Genomic DNA, 25,377 nt, shown 5'->3' with positions numbered 1-25,377 from the left:
TCAAGCCGATGATGCAGCCTAACGCAGTTGCAACGCCTTTACCACCTTTGAATTGGAAAAATACTGGAAATAAGTGACCCAAAAATGCAGCAAGTGCTGTTAAGGCAATTAATAATGATTCAGTAGGGAAGATCAATTTCACAATTACAACGGGAATTAAGCCTTTGAGTAAATCACCAACTAATGTGATGGCAGCTGCTTTTTTACCACCAATACGCATCACATTGGTTGCGCCAGGATTATTTGAGCCAGTTGTTCTTGGATCAGGCAAACCCATCACTTTACATGTAATGATCGCAGCAGAGAGTGATCCGACCAAGTAAGCGAGTATGGTAATTATAGGGTAAACAATAATTTGTAACATGGTTGACATAAAAAGTCCTTCTATAAAATTTGACTTATTCTAAGCGTTTTTTCTCAACGTATTCAAAAAACTTCTGAACACGTTCTAATTTTTGTGTTTTTGCCATCTCAGGTAAGCTGTTTAAGAATTGCTTGCCATAAGATTTAGTGATTAGTCTAGGATCAGCAATCACTAATAAGCCATAATCATTGGGATCACGAATTAATCGACCAATACCTTGTTTCAGTGTGATGATGGATTTCGGTAATTGATAGTTAATGAAAGCATTCAATCCTTTCTTGTTAATTAAATCAATTTTAGCTTGTTCAATAGGATCACCTGGGGATGCAAAAGGTAATTTTTCAATGATCACACAAGATAATGCTTCGCCTCGTACATCCACACCTTCCCAAAAGCTTGTTGTGCCCAATAAAACACCGTTGCCAGATTCTCTGAATTGGTCAATCAATGTGATTTTTGGGGCATCACCTTGGATGAATAATGGGTAGCTCAGTGATTTTTTGAGGATTTCGGCAGCTTCATTCAAAGCACGATAACTTGTGAATAATATGAATGTGCGACCTTTAGCTTCTGTAATCACAGGCAGTATCGCACGAATGAATTTCTGGATATATGTTGGGTGATTTGGCTCAGGCAATTCAGGCGGGTGATAAAAGAGTGCATTGCTTTTATAGTTGAATGGGCTTTTTAGGCACAATGTATTGTCATCGGATAAACCGAGCGGTGCGCAGAAATAAGCAAATTTACCATTCACAGCTAAAGTTGCGGATGTGAACACCCAGCCTGCTTTTAAGCCTTTACTGTTTTTTTGGAAAATTTCAGAAATATCCAAAGGCGTTGCACAAATCATCAAGTGGTGGGTATATGTTTCTAGCCAAACCACAGTATTATCATCAGGGTTTTCCTGTGATGTGACTGTGATCTTTGTCCATGATTCTTGCAGTTCCTGTAATCGTTCAACGATTTGAGCCAAAGTTTTAGAGCGAATGATTAACGGCTTCGTTAACACAACCAATTCTAATAATTGATCGGCAATGTGTGCTAATTGATCTGCAATTTTTGGATCTTGATAGAATTCAGAAAGCGCATAGCGTTTATTGCCTTCAGGCAGTAATTTACGCAGTTCAATCATACCTTCAATGATATTGGATGCCACAGCATCATGGCTTGAGAAATCTTTAGCTTCTAAAGCCAAAAGGCGATTGAAATCTTCTAACCAATCAGAAAACATTTTTGTACCAATCTGTTCGCTGAAGAATAAACCTGCAGTTTCTGCTAACTGATGAGCTTCATCGATGATGATGCTATCCGCTTCTGGTAATAACTCACCAAAGCCTTCTTGTTTTAATGATAAATCTGCACAGAATAAATGATGATTGATGACGATGATATCCGCATCCATCGCTTTTTTACGAGCTTTGAAAATGAAGCACTCTTCATAATCAGGGCATTCTGTATGTAAACAGTTTTCAGTAGTGGATGTCACATGGCTTGCTAATGTGGAGTCTTGGAAATTCTCTAGTTTTGTAATGTCGCCCGTTTCATCTTGCCCAGCATAACGCTCGATTCTGTAGAAATCATCCACTTGTTTTTTATTTTCAAATCGGCCGCGCTGGCGCAATGTTTTGATGCGATATAAGCATAAATAGTTGCTTCGACCTTTCAATAAAGCTGTTGTCACAGGTTTATATTTGAAGATTTTTTTGAGTAACGGCAGATCTTTGTCGTATAACTGATCCTGAAGATGCTTAGTTCCTGTGGAAACAATGACTTTTTTGCCCGATAACAATGCAGGAATTAAGTAGGCAAATGTTTTACCTGTACCTGTCCCTGCTTCAATAATAACAGTTTCATGCTCTTCGATGGCACGCTGAACAGCTTCCGCCATATCGATTTGCGCATCGCGAGGAGAATAGTGGGGCAAGGCTTGGCACAGTTCGCCACCTTCAGAAAATATGCTATGAATATCTGTCATTATTTTGGAGTTTTGGAATAACCATCTTTGCGAGAATGATTCATTATACGAGCTTTATCAGGAATTTCGAGGTCAATATTTGTATAGTTATCGTATAATGCTCTTTTGCCATTGCACCATAAGATAATCCATGATGAATGAATTTTTGAAAACCGTTGCTACTTTGAGATCGCCAGAAGGTTGTCCTTGGGATCGTAAACAAACACATGAAAGTTTGATTCCTTTTTTAAATGAAGAAAGTGCAGAAGTTGTCGAAGCAATCGTTCAAAAAGATAGCGATGGATTGCGAGATGAGTTGGGCGATTTATTGTTGCAAATTGTTCTGCATTCGCAAATTGCCAAAGAAGCAGGGCGATTTGATTTCAATGATGTAGTGAAAAGCGTGAATGATAAAATGTTACGCCGTCATCCTCATGTATTTGAAGGTGTTGTTTATGCGGATGAAGCTGAACAAAAAGCTGCTTGGCATGCAATTAAGCTTGATGAGAAAAAATCCAAAGGCGAAGCACAAAGTTATTTGGATGGTGTAAAAGCATCCTTATCAGGTTTAACAGTTGCCAATAATTTACAAGCTAAAGCTGCGAAAGTTGGTTTTGATTGGGGTGAACCTGAGCCAATTTTAGAAAAAATCGAAGAAGAATTAGACGAAGTAAAAGCAGAGTTAGCTAATCAGCATAAAGAAAAATTACAAAAAGAGATTGGTGATCTGTTATTTGCTGTGGTGAATTTGGCAAGGCATTGTGAGATTGATCCTGAAACGGCCATCACAGAAACTAATGTGAAATTTAAGAAACGCTTTCAATATATTGAAAAGCATCTCGATAAACCAATGATAGAAGCAACATTGGAAGAGATGGATCATTTGTGGGAAATGGCGAAGAAGGAAGATTAATTGTGTTTCAAGAAATGAAATATATCACTGTTAGCGAGCTCAATCAGCAAATTAAGTTCCAATTGGAAGGATCGTTTTTTCACTGTTTAGTAGAAGGTGAAATTTCCAATGTCATTCGTGCGCAATCAGGGCATATTTACTTTAATTTGAAAGATGCAAATTCAATGATTCGTTGTGTGGCTTGGCGTAGTAATGCGATGAGTTTTAATGGCTTTATCGAAAATGGTGCAAAGGTAGAAATTCAAGGCAAGCTCTCTTTATATGTGCCACGCGGTGATTATCAAGTTGTTGTGAATCGCTTAGCGCCATTGGGGCGCGGTAATTTGTATTTAGCTTTTGAGCAGTTGCGAGAAAAATTACAAAAAGAAGGTTTATTCAATCCTGAACATAAGAAATTGATTCCACAATATCCCAAAAAAATTGGAATTGTGACATCGCCAAATGCTGCAGCGCTTCAGGATGTATTAAAAGTATTGAAAGATCATCGCCCTGATATCCCATATGAAGTTTATCCAACTTTAGTACAAGGTATTGAAGCTGCACCGCAAATTGTAAAAGCCATGGAAAGAGCTAATTATGAAGCTAATTGTGATGTACTTTTGGTGGTGCGTGGCGGTGGCAGTATCGAGGATTTATGGTGCTTTAATGATGAGCGTGTTGTGCGAGCTATTTTTGCTTCAACGATTCCTGTGATTACGGGTGTTGGGCATGAAGTGGATACAACTTTATCAGATTTTGTTGCAGATTTACGTGCACCAACGCCAACAGCAGCAGCAAAATTATCAAGCATTTCTCAACAAGAGATCATGCAAACATTGGATCGCTGCGAATATCAATTGATACAATTAATGCAAAATAGTATGGCTGCACAAGAAAAAGCTTTAAAAGAACGTATGGTAAAGCTCTCTTATCTTCATCCAATGCAAAAGATCAAGGAGAAACAAGTAAGCTTAGATGCTAAGGCCGAAAGATTATGTTCATTGATGCGCACTATTCATCAAAAGAATATTGCAGTATTTCAAAATTTTGAAAAACGTTTGCAGATTGGCTTATTAACACGAAAGCAAATACAATTAACAGAGCAATTAACTCGTTCAGAGGTTCAATTGAATAAAATAATGCAAGGACAGTACCAACAATTAGAAAAGCGCTTGCATAACAGTGTATTATTATTGGATAGTTTAAGTCCACTCAAAGTCTTGGCGCGTGGTTATTCTGTAACACAGAAGAATGATGAAGGGACTTTATATGCAATTAATTCTGTTGAAAGCTTAACTGTTGGCGATCAACTCGTGACAAGATTGTCGGATGGTGTAGTGCGCTCTGCGATCATTGATTTGCAAAAGACTAGAAAATAAACAGAAAAAAGCTGTGCTCACTTTCGGGGAGGGGATGAGCACAGCCTATAAAAGTTTACGCTAGTTTTATAATATAATTATTGGACTTTAGTGATGTAATCCACATCAATTTCAACAGAATTCCAGTCTTTATCTACTTCACCAACAATCTCAACTAAATCATCAGCATCTACAGTTAATCCACGCCATTTATCTTTATCAATTTCGATTGTAATATCACCAGTACCATCACTAAAAATATATTTATCTTTATGAGAATGTTTGATGATTTTGCCACGCATTTTGACATAAGCATCATCCCGCAACGTCATTGCTTCTTGCACAGATGTAATAGATTGGCTTAATGAGGGGCCTTTATAGCCACCATTAGGGATATTTTGGTCAGTTTGTGGACCTAAATATTGTGCTGAAGCTGTTGATATACTCAAAATCACAAAAGTTGTGATTGCAAGCTTTTTCATGTGGAACTCCTAAATTTTGATAGACGATAATTTTGTGAGATTAAATATAACATTCTTGTTTTAGAATGGATAATAGCTTTTCTAAGTTTTACGGCACCTTTACAATCTTTGACATATAAATTTTAGAGTTGGTTTTGATTATGACGCGAATTAATGTAATTTCTCCTGCTGAACTGTGTGATCAACATTTGCTTGCAGAGCATCGTGAATTGACGAGGATCCCTAATGATATAGTTAAGAGAAAAGGGAACGTGGTTTTAAGTCGAGAGACAGCTTATTTGTTAGGAGCGGGGCATGTAACGTTTTTTAGAAATAAATTAAAGTTTTTGAAAGATCGTTATGAGTTACTGCATCAAGAGTGCTTAGATCGTGGATTTAAGGTGATATACAAATGGCCAGATGAAGCCAGTGAATATGTGGATCTATGGCAAGATTATGTTGTAACCCAAGCTGATATTTTATTGAATCAAAAAAGGATTCATGAGCGAATGCCCGAGAATCCTAGATTTACTTTACACCGACAAGCATGAGGTAAAAGTTTGAGTATTTGTGTATAAAATTAATGTACTTTCTTGAATAATGTTATATAGATTGTATGACCCGCTAATACGATATAACCGACAAGAAAACCTAGAATAAAGCTGTAAGTGGTGCCAATAAAGTGCTTGAAGAAAGACTCATTAAGCATTGTGATCCAATTATTTTGTAATGCGATCAATTGTGGTACTTCACCGATAATGATGCCGCCGCCTACTAAAAACATTGCAACTGTACCGATGAAGCCTAAAATTTTCATAAGATAAGGTGCTGCATTGATGAGCATTAAGCCCATCTTTGCTTTTAAGCTTGTTGCTTTTGCATTTTTCATCATCCAATAGCCTAAGTCATCCATTTTAATGATGCCTGCAACTAAGCCATACACGCCTACAGTGATTAAAACAGCGATGCTTAACAATGTCATAATTTGAATCATTAGTGAGTAATTAGAAACGGTATGCAATGTGATCACAATGATCTCAGCGGATAGAATAAAGTCGGTGCGAATGGCGCCTTTAATTTTATCTTTTTCCATTTTTTGGATCATTTCATCAGTAATCACTTCATCAGTTTCATTCAGTAAAGCTTTTTGTTTATTATTATTTTTATGAAATAAAGTGTGATGAATTTTTTCAGCGCCTTCAAAGCATAAATAAGCACCACCAATGATTAATAACACAACCATTAACCATGGTGCAAAAGCATTGATTAATAATGCTGCGGGAATGATTAAAAGTTTATTGATGAGTGAGCCTTTAGCTACAGACCAAACTACAGGGATTTCTCGGCTTGCTTGCACACCAACCACTTGTTGGGCATTAACAGCAAGATCATCTGTCAATACACCAGCGGTTTTCTTTGTGGCAAGTTTGGTCATAGATGCAACATCATCCAATACAACAGTAATATCATCTAATAATGCTAATAAACTTGGGCTCATATAGTTTCCAAAGAATAAAATTAGATGATTATAGAGAGCGTTTATATGAATTTATAGTGAATTTTTAAAATTCTATAGGAATGTTAGTTAGTCATTGATGAGTTTTAAAATAATGGCATAAGAAATAGGGAGTAATGCTGCAACAATGACAACAATCGTCCAACCAAAAGTGTGCCAAATAGGAGCAAATAGTGTGCTGCCTATCGCAACACCGATGTAGTATGCTACAAAATATAAACTAGATGCGGTGCCTTTATAGCTTTCGGCATGTAGATTGATTAATGCTGCTGCTAATGAGTGTGCAGCAAACATAGCAAAACTCAATAACGCAAGCCCAACAGTAATGATGAGTAGATTATGAAAAATTGTAAGAAGGGCGCCTAAGCCTAATAAAATTAACATGCTTGTTAATACAAATTTAAGGCTGAATCGATTGGTGAGTAGACTCACAATAGGGGCGCTTGGGATTCCTAGCATTAGTGCGAGATAAAAAGAGCTGATTGCACCAGTAGATAAGAAAAAAGGTGCATTGCTTAAATGAAAAGGTAAGTATGTCCAAATACCTGTATAGGTTAATTGAATGATTAGACCAATCAGAAAATAACGTCTTAAAATTGGGTTTTTTAGATGAAAGCCAATGCCAGAAAATGTTGATAAAATAGAACCTTTGCTAGCGGAAAAATTATTAGATTTCGGTAATAGAAATAGCATAATGGTTGCTGTGATTAATCCTAAAGCACCAAAAATATAAAGGGCTGTGTGCCATGAATAATAATGCGTAATTACCCCTGACATTACACGGCCAAGTGATCCACCAATGGCATTGGCTGCAATATAAAATGCAATGGCAAATTTTTGATCCTGTTTATTGATTTCTTCATTTAAATACGCCAATGCGGATGCAGGCAGTGCACCTGTTACCATACCTTGGAAAAATCGAAGTATTAGAATGAATGGCAAGGAGTTTGTACTAGCAATGCATACTAGTAATAGTGAGGATAAAAACAAAGAGAAGAGAATAAAATTTTTTCTACCGAGTCGATCACTCAGCGAGCCAAATATATTTAAACCAATAATGAGTCCAATAATAGAAAAAGAAAAGGTTAGACTGATGTATGTGCTGGAAACATTAAATTCTTTAGCTAAGACTGGTAAAATTGGCTGGAAAGAGTAGAGATTTGCAAAAATAAAAATAGAAGTAGCACCTAGTAAAATCGAGATTTTCCAAAATGCAGTATCTTTTATTGTATAACCTATAGGTTGTGTAGCAAGCATGGCGAATGTCAATGAGTAATAGTAGGATTATCATTGAGCATAGGACAGTTTAATGTTTTAAACAAGAAGCAAAGATGTTTATATTGCTTCTTGGAGATTCTTTAAATATTACTACATTGATAGACTCTGAAGTTCTTGTTGATAATCATTAAGTTTTTTTTGTCGCTCTTGAACTTTTTCTGTTTTTTGGCGGATTTTTTTCTCTTTGCCAGAAAGTTTAGCTTGTTCTAATTCTTTCTCTGCTGAGGCTACTTTAGCTTGTTGTTTTGCAATTTTTTCATTGAGATTTTGTTTGTATATTTCATCATTTAACTCTAGATCTTCACGATAAGTCGCTTTACCGCAATGCTCTCTAACATTAATAATGGCACGTTTTAAATTTTCTGCTCGATGAACATTGCCATATTGTTCTGCATAACGTAATTGTATATTGAGATTATCCTCTTTCTTTTTACAGCCATAGTCTGTCTGTGCAAAACTAACGCTAGTGAAACTTAATAAGGTGCCCAATAATAATGTAGCGATGAAACTTTTTTTCACTATATATTTCCCATTAAATTTAAATAATAATTAAATTGTAACATAAAAATATAGTTTTTAATAAAACTTTACATTCTATATATTTTTTAATGTTTAAATAATTGTTAATTTTGCATATGCTAAAACTAATGTTTTAGAGCCTGCTTGTTTAAAGTTCACTGTTACACGTGCATGATCGCCAACGCCTTCAAAGTTAGTAATCACGCCTTCATTGAAAACAGGGTGAGAAACCAATTGCCCCAATGCAAAGCCATTCATTGATTGATCTTGAGTGGATGTAGAATTGGTGTGATTGCCTCGTGCTGTCATAGGTTTGGAGATAGCAACTTTCTGGCCTTGTGCTTTGATTAAATGTAATGGAATGTCTCGAATGAAACAAGAAGGCGAAAGGTAAACTGTTTTACCATGAATCATGCGAGATGCTGCGGTTGTTAATGTGAGCAACTGTTTTGCACGTGTAATGCCAACGTAAGCTAGTCTGCGTTCCTCTTCTAAACGAGCAGGATCATTGATGGAGCTTTCACTTGGGAATAAACCGTCATCCATACCCACTAAATAAACATGATCAAATTCCAAACCTTTTGAGCTATGCAAAGTCATTAATTGAATTTTGTCATCATTATCAGTATCTGCATTTGCGGCTGAATCCAAGGTGATTTGGCTCAAAAATTCTGATAAATAACCATGAGAAGTTAAAGGTGGTGAATTCGGTTCATTATTGTAATCTTCCACAAATTGACGACTTGCAGAAATGAATTCATTTAAGTTTTCGATGCGATCTTCACCACGCCCCATGGGTTCTTTTTTATAATGGGCTTCTAGCTCTACTTTTGTGATGACATCCTGAATGAATTGATCTAACGTTACATCATCTAATGCATCATATAATTCATTGATCAATAATTTGAAGTTCATCAAGGCATTATGGGAGCGCTTTGCTAAACTTTGGCTTTCTAAGATATTATTCATTGCGTCCCATAATGAAACTTCGACTTGCATAGCTTCTAATCGAATTTTTTCGATGGTTGCAGCGCCAATGCCTTTGGCAGGAGTTGTAATGGCTCGCTCAAAAGAAATATCATCATTGTGATTCACTATTAAACGCAGGTAGCTTGTGATGTCCTTAATTTCTGCGCGATCAAAGAATCGTAAACCGCCATAAATACGATAAGGAATGTTGGCGCGCAGTAATACCTCTTCAAAGATACGAGATTGCGCATTTGAGCGATATAAAATTGCTTGTTCTTTGCGAGCGATGCCATTGTCGGTGGCTTCTTTGATTTTGCTCACCACAAACTGTGCTTCTTCATAAGCATCCATCGCGCTGTATTGTGTGATTTGTGAATCATCACTATTGTCAGTCCATAATTTTTTGGGCAAACGTTCACTGTTTTTTTCAATCACGCTATTGGCAGCATCAAGAATGGTTGAAGTGGATCGATAGTTTTGCTCTAAACGAACCGTTGTACTGTTGGGGAAATCTTGATCAAAATTCAAAATATTTTCAACGCGCGCACCACGCCAGCCATAAATGGATTGATCATCATCGCCCACAACAAAAATCTGCTGATGTTTGCCGCTTAACATTCTCAGCCAAGCATATTGAATGCTGTTGGTATCTTGGAATTCATCCACCAAAACAAATTGAAAACGTTCTTGGTAATGTTTTAATAATGCAGGATTATCACGAAGCATTTCTAATGTACGCAATAAAATTTCAGAGAAATCCACTAAGCTTGATTGATCGCAAATGGCTTGATATTGAGCATAAAGCTCGATCATTGTATCGTATGCGACATTATTTCTACGTTCAATGTGGCTTGCTCTACGTCCTTCATCTTTATGGCCACCAATAAAACTTTGTAATGCTTTCGGGCTGACAATTTTTTCATCAATGCCACGTTCACGAAGTAAACGTTTACATAATCTTAATTGATCATCGCTATCCATAATTTGGAAATTTTGATCCAATTTTGCATCTGTATGATGTAAGCGCAATAATCGATGACATAAGGAATGAAATGTGCCTAACCATAAATTGCGTAAAGGGCGTTTAAGGGATGATTCCAAGCGCGTACGCATTTCTAGTGCAGCTTTATTGGTGAATGTTACCGCTAAAATACCATGAGGTGTTGTTTGTTCTGTTTCCAATAACCATGCAATGCGTGCAACTAAAACTCGAGTTTTACCAGAGCCTGCACCAGCAAGTACACGAACAGGACCTAAAGGTGCGGTAACAGCATCATATTGCGCTGCATTGAGTGTGGATAACATAGACATTCTCAAAACAAATAGATAATAAAATTGTGGCTCATCATATCATGAGCCTGAGTAAAATAAAAAATCACTAGAAGAGCGCTAATTTGAGTTGTCATAAAATACTATGGAAAATTTCATTATAAAAAAATTATAGGATTATTAAGAGATAATGCTTTTTTATGTTAGAATTCCTCGGTTTTTATCATGAAAACATATATCAATTTATTTGTTTAGCTATCGTGAAGCTTTAAGGAGTATTTAATGGCTATTGAACGTACTTTCTCTATTATCAAACCAGACGCAGTTGCAAAAAATGTAATCGGCGAAATCTACACACGTTTTGAAAAAGCAGGTTTCAAAATCGTTGCTGCTAAAATGGTTCATTTAACTCAAGCAGAAGCTGAAGGTTTCTACGCTGTTCATAAAGAACGCCCTTTCTTTAATGATTTAGTACAGTTCATGGTTTCTGGTCCAGTAATGATGCAAGTATTGGAAGGTGAAAACGCAATCGCTAAGCACCGTGAAATCATGGGTGCAACAAATCCTAAAGAAGCAGCACCAGGTACAATTCGTGCTGATTTTGCAGATAGCATTGATGCAAATGCTGTTCATGGTTCTGATGCTCCAGAAACAGCTGCTGTAGAAATCGAATATTTCTTTGGCGCAAATGCAGTTGCACCAGTAAAAATTTGTGATCGTTAATTTTAAGTAAAAAGTGAATCAAGTCGTGAGTAATGTAGTGGAAAAAAATTTGTATGGTTTAACTTATCAAGCAATGCTCGAACTCTGTGAAGAGATTGGCGAGAAGCCTTATCGTGCCATGCAGATTATGAAATGGGTCTATCATAAAGGTGCTGAATCTATTGATGATATGACGGATATTTCTAAAAAAACACGTGAAAAATTAAATTCACGACTTGTTTTTGATTTGCCTAAAGTTCTATTGGATCAACCATCGAGTGATGGTACTCATAAATGGTTGATTCAGTTAGAATCAGGTAATGCGATCGAAATGGTCTTTATCCCAGAGGATGATCGCGGGACTTTATGTGTTTCATCGCAAGTAGGTTGTGCATTAGAGTGCACGTTTTGTTCAACTGCGCGTCAAGGTTTTAATAGAAATTTAAGCACAGCAGAAATTGTTGGGCAGGTGATGCTCGCTAAAAAATTGTTGGGCGAATATGAGAATGACACTCAGCAAAGTCAAAATCGCCGTGTAACGAATGTGGTGCTCATGGGTATGGGCGAGCCACTATTAAATTTTACAAATGTTACACAAGCGATTGATATCATGTTGAATGATTATGGTTTTGGTTTATCTAAACGCCGTGTAACATTGAGTACCTCTGGTGTTGTGCCTGCACTGTATCGTTTGAAAGAAGTTTCAGATGTATCATTGGCTATTTCATTGCATGCGCCGTATGATACATTGCGTGATGAAATTGTGCCCATTAATAAAAAGTATCCTATTGCAGAATTATTAGAAGCTTGTAAAGCATATATCACAGACTCGTCAGCATATCGTAAGATTACTTGGGAATATGTGATGTTGAAAGATGTGAATGATAAAGAAGAAGATGCTTTTGCTTTAGCAAAATTAATTAAAGATATTCCTGGTAAAGTGAACTTGATTCCATTCAATCCTTTTCCAAATTCAGGTTATGAATGTTCATCGATGAATCGTATCAATCGCTTTAAAGAGATCTTACAAAGACAAGGTGTTGTTACGACCATTCGTAAAACTCGTGGTGAAGATATTGATGCGGCGTGTGGGCAATTAGCAGGCCGAGTGAAAGATAGAACTAAGCGTACAAAAACAGAAAATTCTTGATACAATCACAAAGTATCGGATTAATAAAGATATAGAAGAGGTAGATTATGCGGTATTTAGCAGTGTTATTGCTTTCGTCTACGTTGTTAGCATGTACAACAACTCAAGGTACAAATACTTCCATGAGGGCGTCAAATGGCGTGACTGTGGAAAGTTTACCTGAGGCAGATAAGTTAACTTATCAAATGGGTGTTGATTATATTGGTCGCGGTGAATATCAGGTGGCGAATGAAAAATTAATGTCTTTAGTAAAAAAATATCCGAATTTTTCCGAATTATATGTCATGTTGGGTCTAGGGCAAGAGCGTCAAGGTAAGAAAAGTGATGCCTTGGCTCTATATTCAAAAGCTATTTCCATTAATCCGATGGATCGTATGGCGATTAAGCATTATGCAATGTTGCAATGTAACGCGTATGATAAGGCTGCACCTGAAAACCTAGCAAGAATTGCAGAGAATGCACCCACTGAGTTGAAAGCTGGTATGAATAGTGCAGCTGCTGCTTGTTATTTGGTGCATAAAAATGCAATTAAAGGTAATGAGTATGCTGATCGTGGAATAGCAGCAAATCCGAATTATGCTGATACTTATTATTTTAAAGCAATTGCTGCGAATGAATTAAGACATTTTAATGATGTTTTTTCTGCACTAGATCGTTATCATGATGCTTATGGTTATGAACCAGATAGTGTATATTTGGGATTAAATGCTGCTAAAAAAGCACGCAATCAAGCTGAGATTAGTAAATATGAGCGTGTCATAGCTATGAATCAAGGCCAATAAATATAATAACGAAGAGCAAATATGATTAAGAGTGAATTAGCACAAAAACTGATCGAAGCTAGAGAAAGTCGTCAAATTTCATTACAAGATGCCTCTAGAGTATTATCGATTAGAGTGCAAGTATTACAAGATTTAGAGGATGGTCGTTATGAACGATTAGGTTCTCTTTTATATGTTAAAAACTATGTTAGAAAATATGCAGATTATTTGAAAATAGATAGTCATGAGATTGATCAGTTATTACCACAATTAGAAGATCCTTTTAAAGAGGAGAAAAAGGAAAGTTTAATTCGAGCACAGTTGAATGAAGATAAACGAATGGTGCATCGTTCCTTTTTTAAATGGTATTCAGTTATTTTGATGGCTTTATTGGCTACAGGGATTGCAACATATTTTGTCTATGGTGAAAAAGTTACGGATATTTTTAATATTCGACCTACACCTGAGAAAGTTATTAAATATATTACTAAAAGTCCTGAATCAGAGAATATAGTTTCGATTGAAAAAGATGAGGTTGGCGCCGAAGAGTTATCAGAAAAATCTATTTCTACACCATCAGTTATGATGAATGATAGTTTTGTGGATTCACAAAATGTAGAAGAAATTTCTGATTTAGATGTCAAATCTGCATTATCAAAATTTGAAGTTGAACAGATTATTCGAGAAGGTTCATTGAATCCTGATTTGACAGTGATGCAAGAAGACAGTGATCTGGTGGTTGCAGATGACAAAATAATCTTACCTGATGGGATTTCCTCTCTATCTTTAACATTAAATAATGCAGAATGTTGGGTGCAAATTCGCGATAAAGATAATAAAGTATTAATGAATGAAATTTTACCCGCAAATGCGACTTACCATTTAGAGGGCAAAGCGCCGTTTTCATTGCATATTGGTAATGCACAGAGTATTGATAAATTAATGTTCAATGGTGAAGTGGTGGATGAGAAAATTTATCGCCCGACAGCTAGAACTACTGTTTCAAAAATCAAATTAGAGCCTAAGGAAGAGAATTAAGTCATGAGTCAAAAGATTCAATCTGTTAAAGGAATGCATGATGCATTGCCCGCACAAACTGCAAAATGGCAATATATTGAGGGGGTTTTTCGTCAATTATTTGCTCAATATGGTTATCGTGAAATTCGTACCCCGATTGTAGAAGAAACAAGATTGTTTACACGTTCTTTAGGGGAAGTAACAGATATTGTTGAAAAAGAGATGTATGTTTTTTCAGATAGTGATGAAAAAACAAGTTTAGCACTTCGCCCTGAATTAACAGCAGGTATTGTGCGTTCTGGTATCCAACATGGATTGTTTTACAATCAAGTACAAAAAGTATGGCAAATTGGTTCAGTCTTCCGTTATGACAAACCTCAACATGGTCGTTATCGTCAATTTAATCAGGCAGATATTGAGGTTTTTGGTATCGAATCACCTGATGTAGATGCTGAAATCTTGGCGATGATTAATCGTTTGTGGCAGAAGTTAGGCGTTTCCGAATATGTAACATTAGAATTAAATTCTATGGGTACAGAAGAGTGCCGTAAGCGTTATCGCGAAGTCATTGTTAAGTATTTTGAAGATAATATTGAATTATTGGATGAAGATAGTTTACGCCGCTTAAAAACCAATCCACTGCGTATTTTGGACTCAAAGAATCCAGCTATGCAAGAGTTATTAAATAGTGCGCCAAAATTATTGGATCACTTGACTGATGAATCAGCAGAGCACTTTAAAAAATTATGCGAATATTTAGATGAATTAGGCATTAAATATATTATTAATCACCGTATCGTTCGTGGTATGGATTATTATACACGCACAGTATTTGAGTGGACAACTGATCAGTTAGGTGCACAGGCAACTGTTTGTGGTGGCGGTCGCTATGATCGTATGGTTGAAGAGTTAGGTGGACATAAAACACCAGCTATCGGCTTTGGTTTGGGTATGGAGCGTTTATATCTATTATGTGAAGAAGTGCGACAAATTGAAGATGTTCAGCAGCCAGACTTAATTGCAGTTTTATTAGGAAATGAAGCTAAAAAAGCAGGATTACCATTAATGGAAAAAATTCGTACAGCATATCCTGATTACTTGGTATCAACTGTATTGGGAGAATCTGGCATGAAATCTCAAATGAAGAAAGCAGATCAAAGTGGTGCACGATTTGCTATGATTTTGGGTGAAAATGAATTGGCGAACAATATTGCAATCATTAAAAACTTAAGAGAAAGCGGCGAACAACAAGAAATTGCTTTATCTGAGTTGGTTGATTGGCTAAAAAATATTAAATAAAGGTAATTTAAGATGAGTTTAAACCAGTTTGAAACAGATGAACAGCGTGCAGAAGCACTCGTTGATTGGTTAAAAGCTAATGGTGTTTGGATATTTTTATCGATCGTTATTGTGATTGGTGGCATTATTGGTTGGGACTACTATAAAGGTCATAAAAGCAATCGTTTATCAACACAAGCTACAAATTATTATATATTTGAGCAAGCTTTAGAATCTGGGAAATTGGATGATAAGGCAATTGCAGCTGTGATGAATGATACTAAGGCTGAGGGCTTTAAAGATTTAGCAATGCTACAGAAAGCAGCATTTCAAGCAAATGATAATGATTTAAAAGGTGCAATTGCAGATTTGCAGTCACAATTATCTGTGACAAAAGATCCAGTTATGAAAGATTTATTCCGTTATCGTTTAGCTGTTGTTTTGTATGAAAACAAAGATTATACAGCATCTATGACAGAGCTAAATCAGATAGTTACTAAGAGTTTGACAGGATTGGTCAAGTCTTTGCAAGGTGATATTTATGTCAAAGAAGGACGTATTGATAATGCTAAAGCCGTTTATATTGAAGCTTTTGATATTTTGCAATCGTCAGTGATCCAAAGAAAGATTAATCAGTTATCAACCGGCGCTTAATGCTGAGAATTCTAAGATTCGAATTGAAGGATAGAGTATGAATAAGTTAAAAATTTCAGCTGTATTGGTCGCAACTTTAGCTGTTACAGGTTGTTCTGGTTTTTTTGTTGGTAAATCTAATGCGCCAACACCCACACCTATTTCAGAAACGACAGATAAAAATTTAGTAAGAACTTCTTGGTCAGCTTCGGGATTAGGTAGCTCAGATGGTACAGGTTTGAGATTTAATGTTGCTAACAATGTTAATACCTTATTTGTTGCAAATGCTAATGGTGCAGTATCGTCTGTGGATGCAACTTCTGGTAAAAAAGGTTGGTCTGTTAAAGTTGATGAATTATATTCTGGCGTAGCAACTAATGGTAATTTAGTTTTTGTTGGGACAAAAACAGGTGAGTTGATCGCTCTATCTTCTGCAAATGGCTCAAAAGTTTGGAGCGCAAAACTGTATGGCGCACCTATAACGACACCAGTCATCTCTGGCTCTAGAGTGGTTATTCGTACAATCAGTGGTGCAGTTGAAACTTTTGATGCTCAAACAGGCGAAAAATCATGGGCTTATATGGTGCAAGTGCCAGAAGTGAGTTTACGCGGTGGCGCTGCTCCAGTTGTTGTGGGGCAAAATTTGTTAGTACCAACTGATTTGGGATTAGTTGGTTATTTAAATGCCGAAACTGGTGCTGTTATTTGGGGACAAAAAGTGAGTAGTCCTCGTGGTGGAACAGAAATGGCTCGTTTAGCAGATATTGATGCTGAACCAGTGGTTGATAATAATGTCGCTTATATCCCTGTAGCGCGTACAGGTGTTGCGGCAGTATCTTTACAGAATGCACGTAAGCTTTGGGAAACTAAATCTGGCGTTTATTCTGGTTTAACAGTGGATGCATCTCGACTATATGTTGCTTATGAAAATGGCAATATTGGTGCATTATCAAAACGTGATGGGAAAGCAGAATGGGAGAGCGGTGCTTTATTTGCTCGCCATTTAACGCGTCCTGTATTGATTAATGAACGCATTGTCGTGGGTGATAATGAAGGATATGTTCATGTTCTAGACAAGAGCAGTGGACAATTGCTTGGTTCAACCAAAGTAGGTAAGTCTGGCTTTATGCCCGATATCCTAGCTTTAGCTGGCAGTGCGGTTTTCCAAGATTACTCTGGAAATATTTATCGTATTAGTATCTAAATTTATGAAAGATTTACCAATTATCGCTTTGGTAGGGCGCCCAAATGTTGGGAAATCTACCTTATATAATGCATTAACTCGTACTCGTGATGCTTTGGTTGCAGATCAGCCAGGGCTAACGCGTGATCGCCGTTATGGTATGGGTAAAGTTGGTGCAGAACAAACGCCATATATTATTTTGGATACCGGTGGTTTATCTGGCGATGATAGCAATCACATGGATAATTTGATTGCTAGTCAGGTTTGGAAGGCAGTGGAAGATGCAGATTTAATTTATTTCATCGTAGATGGTCGTAATGATGTCACAGGTTACGATGAAGAAATTGCAGAGATGGTGCGTCGTACAAATAAACCTGTGATTGTGGTTGTGAATAAAGCAGAAGGCAAAGAGGAAGATATGGCGATTGCGCCATTCTATGCGCTTGGCATGGGCGACCCTATTGCAGTTTCTGCAGCACATAATCGTGGGATTTTAGACTTGGTGCATTCGACATTTGCTCGTTTTCCTGAATTAGAATTCGAAGAAGAGTTTGAAGATTATGATGAAAAATCTGAAGACGAAGAAGATGATGTCGTTTTGGATGATGGTCCAATTCGTTTAGCGGTATTGGGTCGCCCAAATGCGGGTAAATCTACCTTAATCAATCGTATTATTGGTGAAGAGCGTGTATTAGCAAGTGATGTAGCGGGCACAACACGTGATGCAGTAGAAATTCCATTTTCTAAAGAAGATCGTGATTTCATCTTAATTGATACGGCAGGTATTCGTCGCCGTAGTCGAGTGGATGATAAGATTGAAAAGTTCAGCGTCATTAAAAGTATTGAAGCGATGCAAAAGTCTAATGTTGTCGTATTCGTCTTTGATGCACATGAAGGTTTATCAGATCAAGATGCAGGTTTATTGGGCAATGTATTGGATTCAGGACGTGCTTTAGTCTTGGCTGTCAATAAATGGGATCATTTGCCTGATCATGAAAGAGAGTGGATTAAAACAGAGTTCACGCGTAAGTTTGCTTTCATTGACTTCACACAACCAATTTTCATTTCTGCCTTACATGGTACGAATGTGGATAAGGTTTTGAAAATGGCAATCCAAGCTTATGATAACGCAATGCGTAAATTTACAACTAATGAATTGTCCAATATTTTAGAAGCGGCTGTTCATAGGCATCATCCACCAGTATCACAAGGTTTAGCACCTAAGCTACGTTATGCACATCAAGGTGGTAAAAATCCTCCTCGTATCGTAGTTCATGGTTCTCGTGTGAGCCATGTGAAGCCTGATTATATTCGTTATTTGATGAATACTTATCGTGAGCAATTGAAATTGGTTGGTACACCTGTGCGTTTGGATTTCCGTTCTGGAGATAATCCATATGCTGTTGAAAAGCCACAAACAAAAGTACAAGCTGATAAGCAAATTCTAGCCAATGCTAAAGGTAAGCATTTAAAGAAAAAACGTAAAAGCCGTTAATTGTAGTAAAATATAGGTTCAAATACTTTGTTTGATATCACTCCAGCTTAGGAGTGATATTGATATTGGTAGTCATCTCAAAGTAATTTAATTATAAGCAAGAAGGAATATAGATGTGTGGAATAGTTGGTGCAATTGCAGAGCGTAATGTTAGTCCTATTTTATTATCAGGATTGAAACGCTTAGAATATAGAGGATATGATTCGGCAGGTATTGCGGTCATTAACGAGCATCAATTATTTCGAGAAAGAAGCCAAGGAAAAGTAGCAGCTTTAGAAGCTAAAGTGATTGCTTCTGATTTAAAGGGTTCACTTGGCATTGCTCATACACGGTGGGCAACTCATGGTGTACCACATGAACGCAATGCACATCCACATATGAGTGGTACGATTGCTGTGGTCCATAATGGTATCATCGAGAATTATCAGGAGCTTAAATCGAAGTTATCAGTTGGTTACTCGTTTGAGTCAGAAACAGATACAGAAGTTATTGCTCATTTGATTCATTCTATGCGTAATGACTCAGAGACTCTGTTTGCAACCGTACAAAAAGCAATAACATATTTGGAAGGTGCTTTTAGTATTGCGGTGATTGACTCTAATTTACCCGGTGAATTAGTGGCTGCTCGTAAAGGAACGCCATTGGTTATTGGTATGGGGTTGGGAGAGAACTTTATTGCATCTGATCCCTTTGCATTATTGCCTGTTACAAATCAATTCATTTATTTAGAAGATTTTGATTGTATTCGTTTAACTTGTACATCAATTGAAATTTTGGATAAATCAGGTCATATTATTGAGCGCCCAACTAAAAATCTTTATGCTACAGATGATGCAGCTGATAAAGGTTTGTATAAACATTACATGCAAAAAGAAATTTTTGAACAACCCAAGGCATTGAGTGAAACATTGCAAGGGCGTTTAAAAGTTAATTTGGCGACTTTAATGGGCTGTGATACTCATCTTTCAAGTAAGATTGAGGCTGTGCAAATTAATGCTTGTGGTACAAGCTATCATGCGGGATTGGTTGCTAAATACTGGTTTGAATCCATTGGTATTGCTTGTCATGTTGAAGTAGCAAGTGAATATCGCTACCGTGAAAGTGTGACTCCCCAAAATACATTATTTATTTCTATTTCTCAATCAGGTGAAACATTAGATACAATTGAAGCTTTAAAATTGGCAAAACAAAAGCCATTTTTAGGTTATTTAGCTATTACAAATAGCCCTGATAGTGCGATTACTCGTGAATCTAATTGGACAATTCTAACTCATGCAGGTCGTGAAATTGGCGTTGCTTCAACAAAAGCATTCACAACACAATTAACTGTCTTATTAGCATTAGTAGATGCTTTGTCTCAACACAGCAATGCAGCAATTAGTGAAGCATTGACATCATTGCCATTTTATTCTGAGGCAATGCTTGCGATGGATGAAACGATTCAAAAAATGAGTAAAGAATTTTCGGAATCTACAAGTGCTTTATTTGTGGCTCGTGGTATTTTATATCCAATTGCAATGGAAGGTGCTCTGAAGTTAAAAGAAATCTCTTATATTCATGCTGAGAGTTATCCAGCAGGTGAGTTGAAACATGGTCCATTGGCATTGGTAGATAAGAATATGCCAGTGATTGCTGTCGTCACTGAAAACGCATTAACTGATAAGATGATAGCAAACTTAGAAGAGATTAATGCACGTGATGGCTGTTTATATATATTTAAAGAACGTAGAGTGCAGCAGAAAATTGGCTTTGGTCATGAAATTGAATTACCTGATATGCCTGAGATAACTTCCCCTATTTTAGTATCAATAGCATTACAACTGTTCTCATATCATGTTGCATGTGAGAAAGGTACTGATGTTGATCAGCCAAGAAATCTCGCAAAATCGGTTACGGTCGAATGATTTAAGTTGTTGATTTTAAATAATTTTATTGCTATTAATGAAAGGCAATTAGCTGTTCACTATAATCAAATATAATTAAAAAAAGCCAGTTCGTGATGAGCTGGCTTCATTTATTATTGGCCAACCAGATTTTTACTTAAATGCGTTTAATTTTGGCGCCCAAAGAAGTTAATTTCTTTTCAATGCCATCGTAACCACGATCTAAATGAAAAATTTGATCCATTATGGTTGTGCCTTCAGCAACTAGGCCTGCTAAAATTAAGGCCGCGGATGCACGGAGATCTGTTGCTGATACTTCTGCACCTGATAGTTTCTCAATACCTGTAATGATCGCCATATGATCTTCGATGCGAATATTCGCTCCCATTCTGCTGAGTTCATTCGCATGCATGAAACGGTTTTCAAAAATTGTTTCAATGATGGTGGATTTACCTTCAGCAACAGTTGCCAAGGCCATAAATTGGGCTTGCATATCTGTTGCAAATTTGGGGTAAGGTTGTGTTTTGATATCAATCGCTTTAAGTTTTGTAGCTTTAGGGTAAACACGAACAAAATCATCGCCTACTTCAACGCCACAGCCCGTTTCTAATAAAGCTTCAATGGTTGCTTCTTGGTGAATAGGATTGCATTGATTTACAGTCACATCGCCATAAGTCATTGCACCAGCTACGAGGTATGTACCTACTTCAATGCGATCAGGCATGATTGTATGTTCGCCACCTGATAATTTATCAACACCATCAATCACTAAACGAGCTGTACCAATACCTTGGATTTTAGCACCTAGCTTTACTAGCATTTCACATAAATCAACCACTTCTGGCTCTTGTGCTGTGTTTTCTAATATCGTTTGGCCTTCAGATAATACCGCAGCCATAATAATATTTTCAGCACCCGTAACAGTGATCATATCAAAGGTAAAATGATTGCCTTTCAAGCGCGTTTTATCAGTCGTTGATGCGTATACATAACCATTTTTTAATTCGATGTTTGCACTTAAAGCTTCTAAACCTTTTAGATGCTGATCAACAGGGCGACTGCCAATAGCGCATCCACCAGGTAATGAAACCTCAGCTTCCCCAAACTTACTTACTAATGGGCCCAATACTAAAATAGATGCACGCATTAATTTTACTAAATCATGGCTTGCTCTAATTTTATTGATACTTGTTGGGTCAATGACAACAGTATTTTCATTGATTTCAACTTTTGCCCCTAAATCTTTTAAAAGATCTGTCAAGACGATCACATCTTGTAATTTGGGTACATTATGTAATGTAACTGGTTCTGATGCTAAAATTGTTGCAGCTAAAATAGGTAAAACAGCATTTTTAGCGCCACTTGCAACAACAGATCCTTTTAATGGGCCATTACCTTCAATGACAAGTTTAGGAACATTGTTAGAGTGCATGTACTCGCTCCCAATCTGCCGGTGTATAAGTGCGGACTGCTAATGCATGGATTTCATCCGTTTGCATTGCATCACCCAATGTTGCATATACTAATTTGTGTTGTTTTAATTTGCTGATGCCTGTGAATGCTTCACTCACAACAATTGCATCAAAATGACGACCATCATCGCCTGTTACAAGTATGTATTCACACTGTAAGCCGGCTTCAATTCTTTTAGTAACTTCTTCTTTAGTCATCATAATTACTATCTCCTAAAATTATATAGCAAGGGTAGAAATAATATATTGCAGCGCTTCGCGTGGATCTGCTGCACGAGTAATGGGGCGGCCAATCACTAAATAATTTGCACCTTCTTTGACTGCATTTGCTGGTTTCATGATGCGTACTTGATCATCTGCAATGCTGTTATCTAAACGAATACCTGGGCAAACTGTTATGAGATTTGGCTGAATTTCTTTAATCATTTTTGCTTCATTAGCAGAAGAAACAACGCCATCTAGGCCACAATCAGCAACTAAATTTGCTAATCGTGTCACTATTTCATCTTTGTTGCCAATTAAACCAATTTCATGAGCCATTTCATCGCTCATACTTGTGAGTAATGTTACAGCAATCAATAAAGGTGGTTTGCTGTAGCCTGCTAAAATTTCTTTAGCATCGCACATCATTTTACGACCGCCTAATGCATGTAAATCAACCATCCAAACGCCTAGTTCCGCAGCCATTTTGATGGCACTAGCAACAGTATTGGGAATATCGTGGAATTTAAGATCTAAAAAGACTTCAAACCCTTTATTTTGCATTTGTTCAACAATATTAGGGCCTGCTAATGTAAACAGCTCTTTGCCAACTTTTAAGCGACAAAGTTGTGGATCTAAAGCATCCATTAAATTAAGTGCGGCACGCTCATCAGCAACATCAACAGCAACGATGATGGGAGAAGTTGTTTGCATAAATTCCTCTTAAACTATTTTTGTAACGCTATAATATCAGAAACAGGTGCAGCTGTATTCCAAGATTGGCAGCTAGGACAGTGCCACTGTAATGTTTTGGAGATAAAACCACATTTTTCACATCTAAATTGAGCATAGTAATCAATTACATGATGAAAAGTTTGATGATAGAGCTCAAAAATTTCCTGATGCCGATGTTTTTCTAGAGATTGTAATTGGTTTAATAAAGTAATGCCTTGTAGGTTTTTGGTTTGTTTTAAGGCTTGATATAGGTATGTAATAGCGCTTTGTATGGAGTCATTCATAACAAGCAAGTGTGTTTTCCAAATTTTTAAGTAAAAGTAAGAGGGATATTTTTGGATTTGTTCATCTAACCATTGTGGAAATAATTGGTTGTCCTCATGCATCATTGCTTGATATGCAATAGGGATAATAATAGGAATGAGTGAAGCTTGTTGTTGAGATAATAAGTTTAATTGATCAATAATCTCCTGATATTGTTGATGATGCAGAGAAATATAAGATTTAATTAAACTGATGCGAGCTAAATTAGGTGAAGTATTGAGGGCTTGCTGTGTCCAGAAAGTTGCCTGTTTGAAATCATTATCATTAATTGCTTGCTCAGCTAATTCACAATATAAATGTGCCATTTCTGTTGCGTACAGTGCTTTGTGATTTTCAATGCGCTCATACATACCGACAGCTTGTAACCAATCATTTTGTTGTTTATAAAGTGCAGATAATTTAAGTGCTGCAAAATCATGGTGAGGAGTTGGTAATAGTTCGCGTAGTGTATTTTCTGACCGATCAAAAATACCTGCCACACTGTAATCTTCTGCTAAAGAAATTAGCACTTGGTGACGATTGGGATCATTAATAGATAATGTGCCTAAAAGATATTCATGCATTTCAATGGCTTTATCGACCTCTCCTCGTCTGCGATAAGCATCCCCTAAGGTTAATGTAAAGCTAATCCCTTCATCCTCAACGTTTAAAGGGATTGTATTATCTTCAGGAATGGATATTTTTCCTGCATTATTATCTTTATTTAGGTAATAGCGTAGATTTAAATATTGGTGAAGTTTGCGTTTTCTAGAGCTATCAACTTTAGCAGCATACCAACCAATAATTAAACCTAACGGCAGTAATATCCATATATATTCAAACATGAATTATAGTGCGTTATCTTCTTGTAATTTTTTCAAAGATTTCTGTGCCGCTCTCAGCTCTCGTTTTTGTCGCCAAGATTGTCCAAAGTTACCAATGCTTAAAAGTAACGTCACGATGATTCCACAAAATGCACCCGCCAAGAAAATAATACTGATAAAGGCAGGCATGACTAACTGGATTTCATCAAATAAGAAGTCAAAATGAACCGTTGCCTCTCTGTTTAAATAGAGGATAAAGAATACAAAGGTTAGAAATAATAAAAATAACGCAAAGTTTATCCATTTAATAATCTTTTTCATTACAATCCTTGTGTGGCATGAAAAGGGATGATAGGTGATTATACCCAATTATAAATATTTTGTTGTAGTAACAAATTAAAAAAAATGACTTCTATGCTATTATTCAGTATAGTGGTTATATATTAACCAATAATATCAGAGATGGCTTGATGGATGATCAGCCCATAAGTTCTCTGTATCGGGTATAAGTTTTGATTTTATTGCATTCAGGGCTATGAGTCTGTCTGAATGTCCTCTTGGGAATTGTTAGATAAAAGTTTACGATGAACAAAAAAATTACGGTTGATTCATGTGATACGTTGAGTGATCACGTTAAGCGGATAGCTCTTGTCTATCCTGAGCTAAAAAAAGTACATTCAACGTCTATTGTGAATAAAGAAACATTAGAGTTTCTTCAATTTGAGTGTCAGAAAATTGATAGCAAGCGTCCTATTGTTGTTATTACAACAACAGTTTCTACTTGTTTTGATGTGACTTTATTACTTTCAAGAGTTTTAGGTAATGATAAAGTTCAGTCAATTTATCCTCACACAGCACAGGCAAATGTTGTTAGTAAACCTATTGTTGTGATGCCAATGATGACACTACAAGTACCAAATGCTTTAAGTGATGTTATTGGATACCATTTCAGTGCTTTAATTGTGGTTGGACAAGATAAAGAATTAGAGTTTATGGCCAATGTTATTAAGCCGATACTTAATCAATTAGCAGAGGATTGCAAGATTCTATCTTTAACAGGGTTTCATGAGATTGAAAAAACTGTCAAAGATGAGACTGTTAAGGAAATTGTTATTGAAGTGGAGCCAGAAAGTAAGGTGGAAGCGGAGCCTGCATTTGGA

General features: G+C 36.6%; 24 protein-coding genes and 1 pseudogene. 13 read left to right on the top strand and 12 right to left on the bottom strand.

What is annotated here, in order from left to right:
• Both plsY and yoaA read right to left on the bottom strand, forming a co-directional pair.
• On the bottom strand, window positions 1-373 hold a 373-nt coding region (gene plsY, locus BZK14_RS08825), incomplete at its 3' end, for a glycerol-3-phosphate 1-O-acyltransferase PlsY (RefSeq protein WP_077926141.1).
• Window positions 374-398: 25 nt separating this feature from the next.
• Complete coding sequence (yoaA, locus tag BZK14_RS08820) at window positions 399-2,339, bottom strand: DNA repair helicase YoaA (protein ID WP_077926140.1); 1,941 nt, start codon at window positions 2,337-2,339, stop codon at window positions 399-401.
• Window positions 2,340-2,469: 130 nt separating this feature from the next.
• On the opposite strand from yoaA, the gene mazG reads away from it, so the two are divergent.
• Window positions 2,470-3,231 (top strand): nucleoside triphosphate pyrophosphohydrolase, encoded by a 762-nt coding sequence (gene mazG, locus BZK14_RS08815; RefSeq protein ID WP_245831268.1) that lies wholly within the window; start codon window positions 2,470-2,472, stop codon window positions 3,229-3,231.
• Window positions 3,204-4,589, top strand: a complete 1,386-nt coding sequence (gene xseA / locus BZK14_RS08810) for an exodeoxyribonuclease VII large subunit (RefSeq protein WP_245831266.1) — start codon at window positions 3,204-3,206, stop codon at window positions 4,587-4,589. Before mazG ends, xseA begins: the two co-directional genes overlap by 28 nt.
• 77 nt (window positions 4,590-4,666) lie before the next feature.
• Here xseA and BZK14_RS08805 read toward each other — a convergent pair whose 3' ends face one another.
• On the bottom strand, window positions 4,667-5,050 hold the full coding sequence (locus BZK14_RS08805) for a YgiW/YdeI family stress tolerance OB fold protein (RefSeq protein ID WP_077926139.1): 384 nt from the start codon (window positions 5,048-5,050) through the stop codon (window positions 4,667-4,669).
• Window positions 5,051-5,190: 140 nt separating this feature from the next.
• On the opposite strand from BZK14_RS08805, the gene BZK14_RS08800 reads away from it, so the two are divergent.
• A complete protein-coding gene (locus BZK14_RS08800) occupies window positions 5,191-5,580 on the top strand; it encodes a pyrimidine dimer DNA glycosylase/endonuclease V (RefSeq protein WP_077926138.1) in 390 nt (129 codons plus the stop codon).
• Between the two features lie 29 nt (window positions 5,581-5,609).
• Here the strand turns inward: BZK14_RS08800 and BZK14_RS08795 are convergent, their stop codons facing one another.
• The 4 genes from BZK14_RS08795 to uvrD form a co-directional block, all read right to left on the bottom strand.
• Window positions 5,610-6,527, bottom strand: coding sequence for a DUF808 domain-containing protein (locus BZK14_RS08795; protein WP_077926137.1), 918 nt, complete (start codon window positions 6,525-6,527; stop codon window positions 5,610-5,612).
• 87 nt (window positions 6,528-6,614) lie between these two features.
• Complete coding sequence (locus BZK14_RS08790; protein WP_077926136.1) at window positions 6,615-7,802, bottom strand: MFS transporter; 1,188 nt, start codon at window positions 7,800-7,802, stop codon at window positions 6,615-6,617.
• A 111-nt stretch (window positions 7,803-7,913) separates the two neighbouring features.
• On the bottom strand, window positions 7,914-8,342 hold the full coding sequence (locus BZK14_RS08785) for a DUF1090 domain-containing protein (RefSeq protein WP_245831264.1): 429 nt from the start codon (window positions 8,340-8,342) through the stop codon (window positions 7,914-7,916).
• Between the two features lie 93 nt (window positions 8,343-8,435).
• Entirely contained in the window at window positions 8,436-10,622 is a 2,187-nt protein-coding gene (uvrD, locus tag BZK14_RS08780) for a DNA helicase II (protein WP_077926135.1), read from the bottom strand.
• Between the two features lie 240 nt (window positions 10,623-10,862).
• On the opposite strand from uvrD, the gene ndk reads away from it, so the two are divergent.
• From ndk to glmS, 9 genes are all read left to right on the top strand, one after another.
• The gene (ndk, locus tag BZK14_RS08775) at window positions 10,863-11,303 is read left to right on the top strand and encodes a nucleoside-diphosphate kinase (RefSeq protein WP_077926134.1); all 441 of its coding nucleotides are present in this window, start codon (window positions 10,863-10,865) and stop codon (window positions 11,301-11,303) included.
• Between the two features lie 25 nt (window positions 11,304-11,328).
• Complete coding sequence (gene rlmN, locus BZK14_RS08770) at window positions 11,329-12,432, top strand: dual-specificity RNA methyltransferase RlmN (protein WP_077926133.1); 1,104 nt, start codon at window positions 11,329-11,331, stop codon at window positions 12,430-12,432.
• A gap of 47 nt (window positions 12,433-12,479) precedes the next feature.
• Complete coding sequence (locus BZK14_RS08765) at window positions 12,480-13,214, top strand: tetratricopeptide repeat protein (protein ID WP_077926132.1); 735 nt, start codon at window positions 12,480-12,482, stop codon at window positions 13,212-13,214.
• A 21-nt stretch (window positions 13,215-13,235) separates the two neighbouring features.
• Complete coding sequence (locus tag BZK14_RS08760; RefSeq protein WP_077926131.1) at window positions 13,236-14,231, top strand: helix-turn-helix domain-containing protein; 996 nt, start codon at window positions 13,236-13,238, stop codon at window positions 14,229-14,231.
• Window positions 14,232-14,234: 3 nt separating this feature from the next.
• Window positions 14,235-15,509: a histidine--tRNA ligase gene (gene hisS / locus BZK14_RS08755; protein WP_077926130.1), complete on the top strand. Its 1,275-nt coding sequence runs from the start codon at window positions 14,235-14,237 to the stop codon at window positions 15,507-15,509.
• Between the two features lie 12 nt (window positions 15,510-15,521).
• Window positions 15,522-16,142 carry a YfgM family protein gene (locus BZK14_RS08750; RefSeq protein ID WP_077926129.1) on the top strand — a complete coding sequence of 207 codons (621 nt, stop codon included), beginning with the start codon at window positions 15,522-15,524 and terminating at the stop codon, window positions 16,140-16,142.
• 37 nt (window positions 16,143-16,179) lie between these two features.
• Window positions 16,180-17,325, top strand: a complete 1,146-nt coding sequence (bamB, locus tag BZK14_RS08745; RefSeq protein ID WP_077926128.1) for an outer membrane protein assembly factor BamB — start codon at window positions 16,180-16,182, stop codon at window positions 17,323-17,325.
• Between the two features lie 4 nt (window positions 17,326-17,329).
• On the top strand, window positions 17,330-18,799 hold the full coding sequence (gene der / locus BZK14_RS08740) for a ribosome biogenesis GTPase Der (RefSeq protein ID WP_077926127.1): 1,470 nt from the start codon (window positions 17,330-17,332) through the stop codon (window positions 18,797-18,799).
• 113 nt (window positions 18,800-18,912) lie between these two features.
• The gene (gene glmS, locus BZK14_RS08735) at window positions 18,913-20,703 is read left to right on the top strand and encodes a glutamine--fructose-6-phosphate transaminase (isomerizing) (RefSeq protein ID WP_077926126.1); all 1,791 of its coding nucleotides are present in this window, start codon (window positions 18,913-18,915) and stop codon (window positions 20,701-20,703) included.
• A 136-nt stretch (window positions 20,704-20,839) separates the two neighbouring features.
• On the opposite strand, the gene murA is transcribed toward glmS, so the two are convergent.
• From murA to BZK14_RS08710, 5 genes are read right to left on the bottom strand one after another with little or no spacing between them, the layout of a single operon-like run.
• A complete protein-coding gene (murA, locus tag BZK14_RS08730; RefSeq protein ID WP_077926125.1) occupies window positions 20,840-22,114 on the bottom strand; it encodes a UDP-N-acetylglucosamine 1-carboxyvinyltransferase in 1,275 nt (424 codons plus the stop codon).
• Window positions 22,104-22,355, bottom strand: coding sequence for a BolA family protein (locus BZK14_RS08725; RefSeq protein ID WP_077926124.1), 252 nt, complete (start codon window positions 22,353-22,355; stop codon window positions 22,104-22,106). Before BZK14_RS08725 ends, murA begins: the two co-directional genes overlap by 11 nt.
• Window positions 22,356-22,373: 18 nt before the next feature.
• Complete coding sequence (gene pyrF / locus BZK14_RS08720) at window positions 22,374-23,069, bottom strand: orotidine-5'-phosphate decarboxylase (protein ID WP_077926123.1); 696 nt, start codon at window positions 23,067-23,069, stop codon at window positions 22,374-22,376.
• 14 nt (window positions 23,070-23,083) lie between these two features.
• Entirely contained in the window at window positions 23,084-24,238 is a 1,155-nt protein-coding gene (locus BZK14_RS08715; RefSeq protein WP_077926122.1) for a hypothetical protein, read from the bottom strand.
• A 3-nt stretch (window positions 24,239-24,241) separates the two neighbouring features.
• Window positions 24,242-24,538, bottom strand: coding sequence for a LapA family protein (locus tag BZK14_RS08710; RefSeq protein WP_077926121.1), 297 nt, complete (start codon window positions 24,536-24,538; stop codon window positions 24,242-24,244).
• A gap of 263 nt (window positions 24,539-24,801) precedes the next feature.
• On the opposite strand from BZK14_RS08710, the pseudogene BZK14_RS08705 reads away from it, so the two are divergent.
• Window positions 24,802-25,377: pseudogene (locus BZK14_RS08705) on the top strand (hypothetical protein); the annotation flags it as partial.

The sequence above is a fragment of the Wohlfahrtiimonas larvae genome (genome assembly GCF_002006755.1).
Lineage (GTDB): Bacteria > Pseudomonadota > Gammaproteobacteria > Cardiobacteriales > Wohlfahrtiimonadaceae > Wohlfahrtiimonas > Wohlfahrtiimonas larvae.
This window is presented reverse-complemented; position numbering and strand designations above follow the sequence as displayed.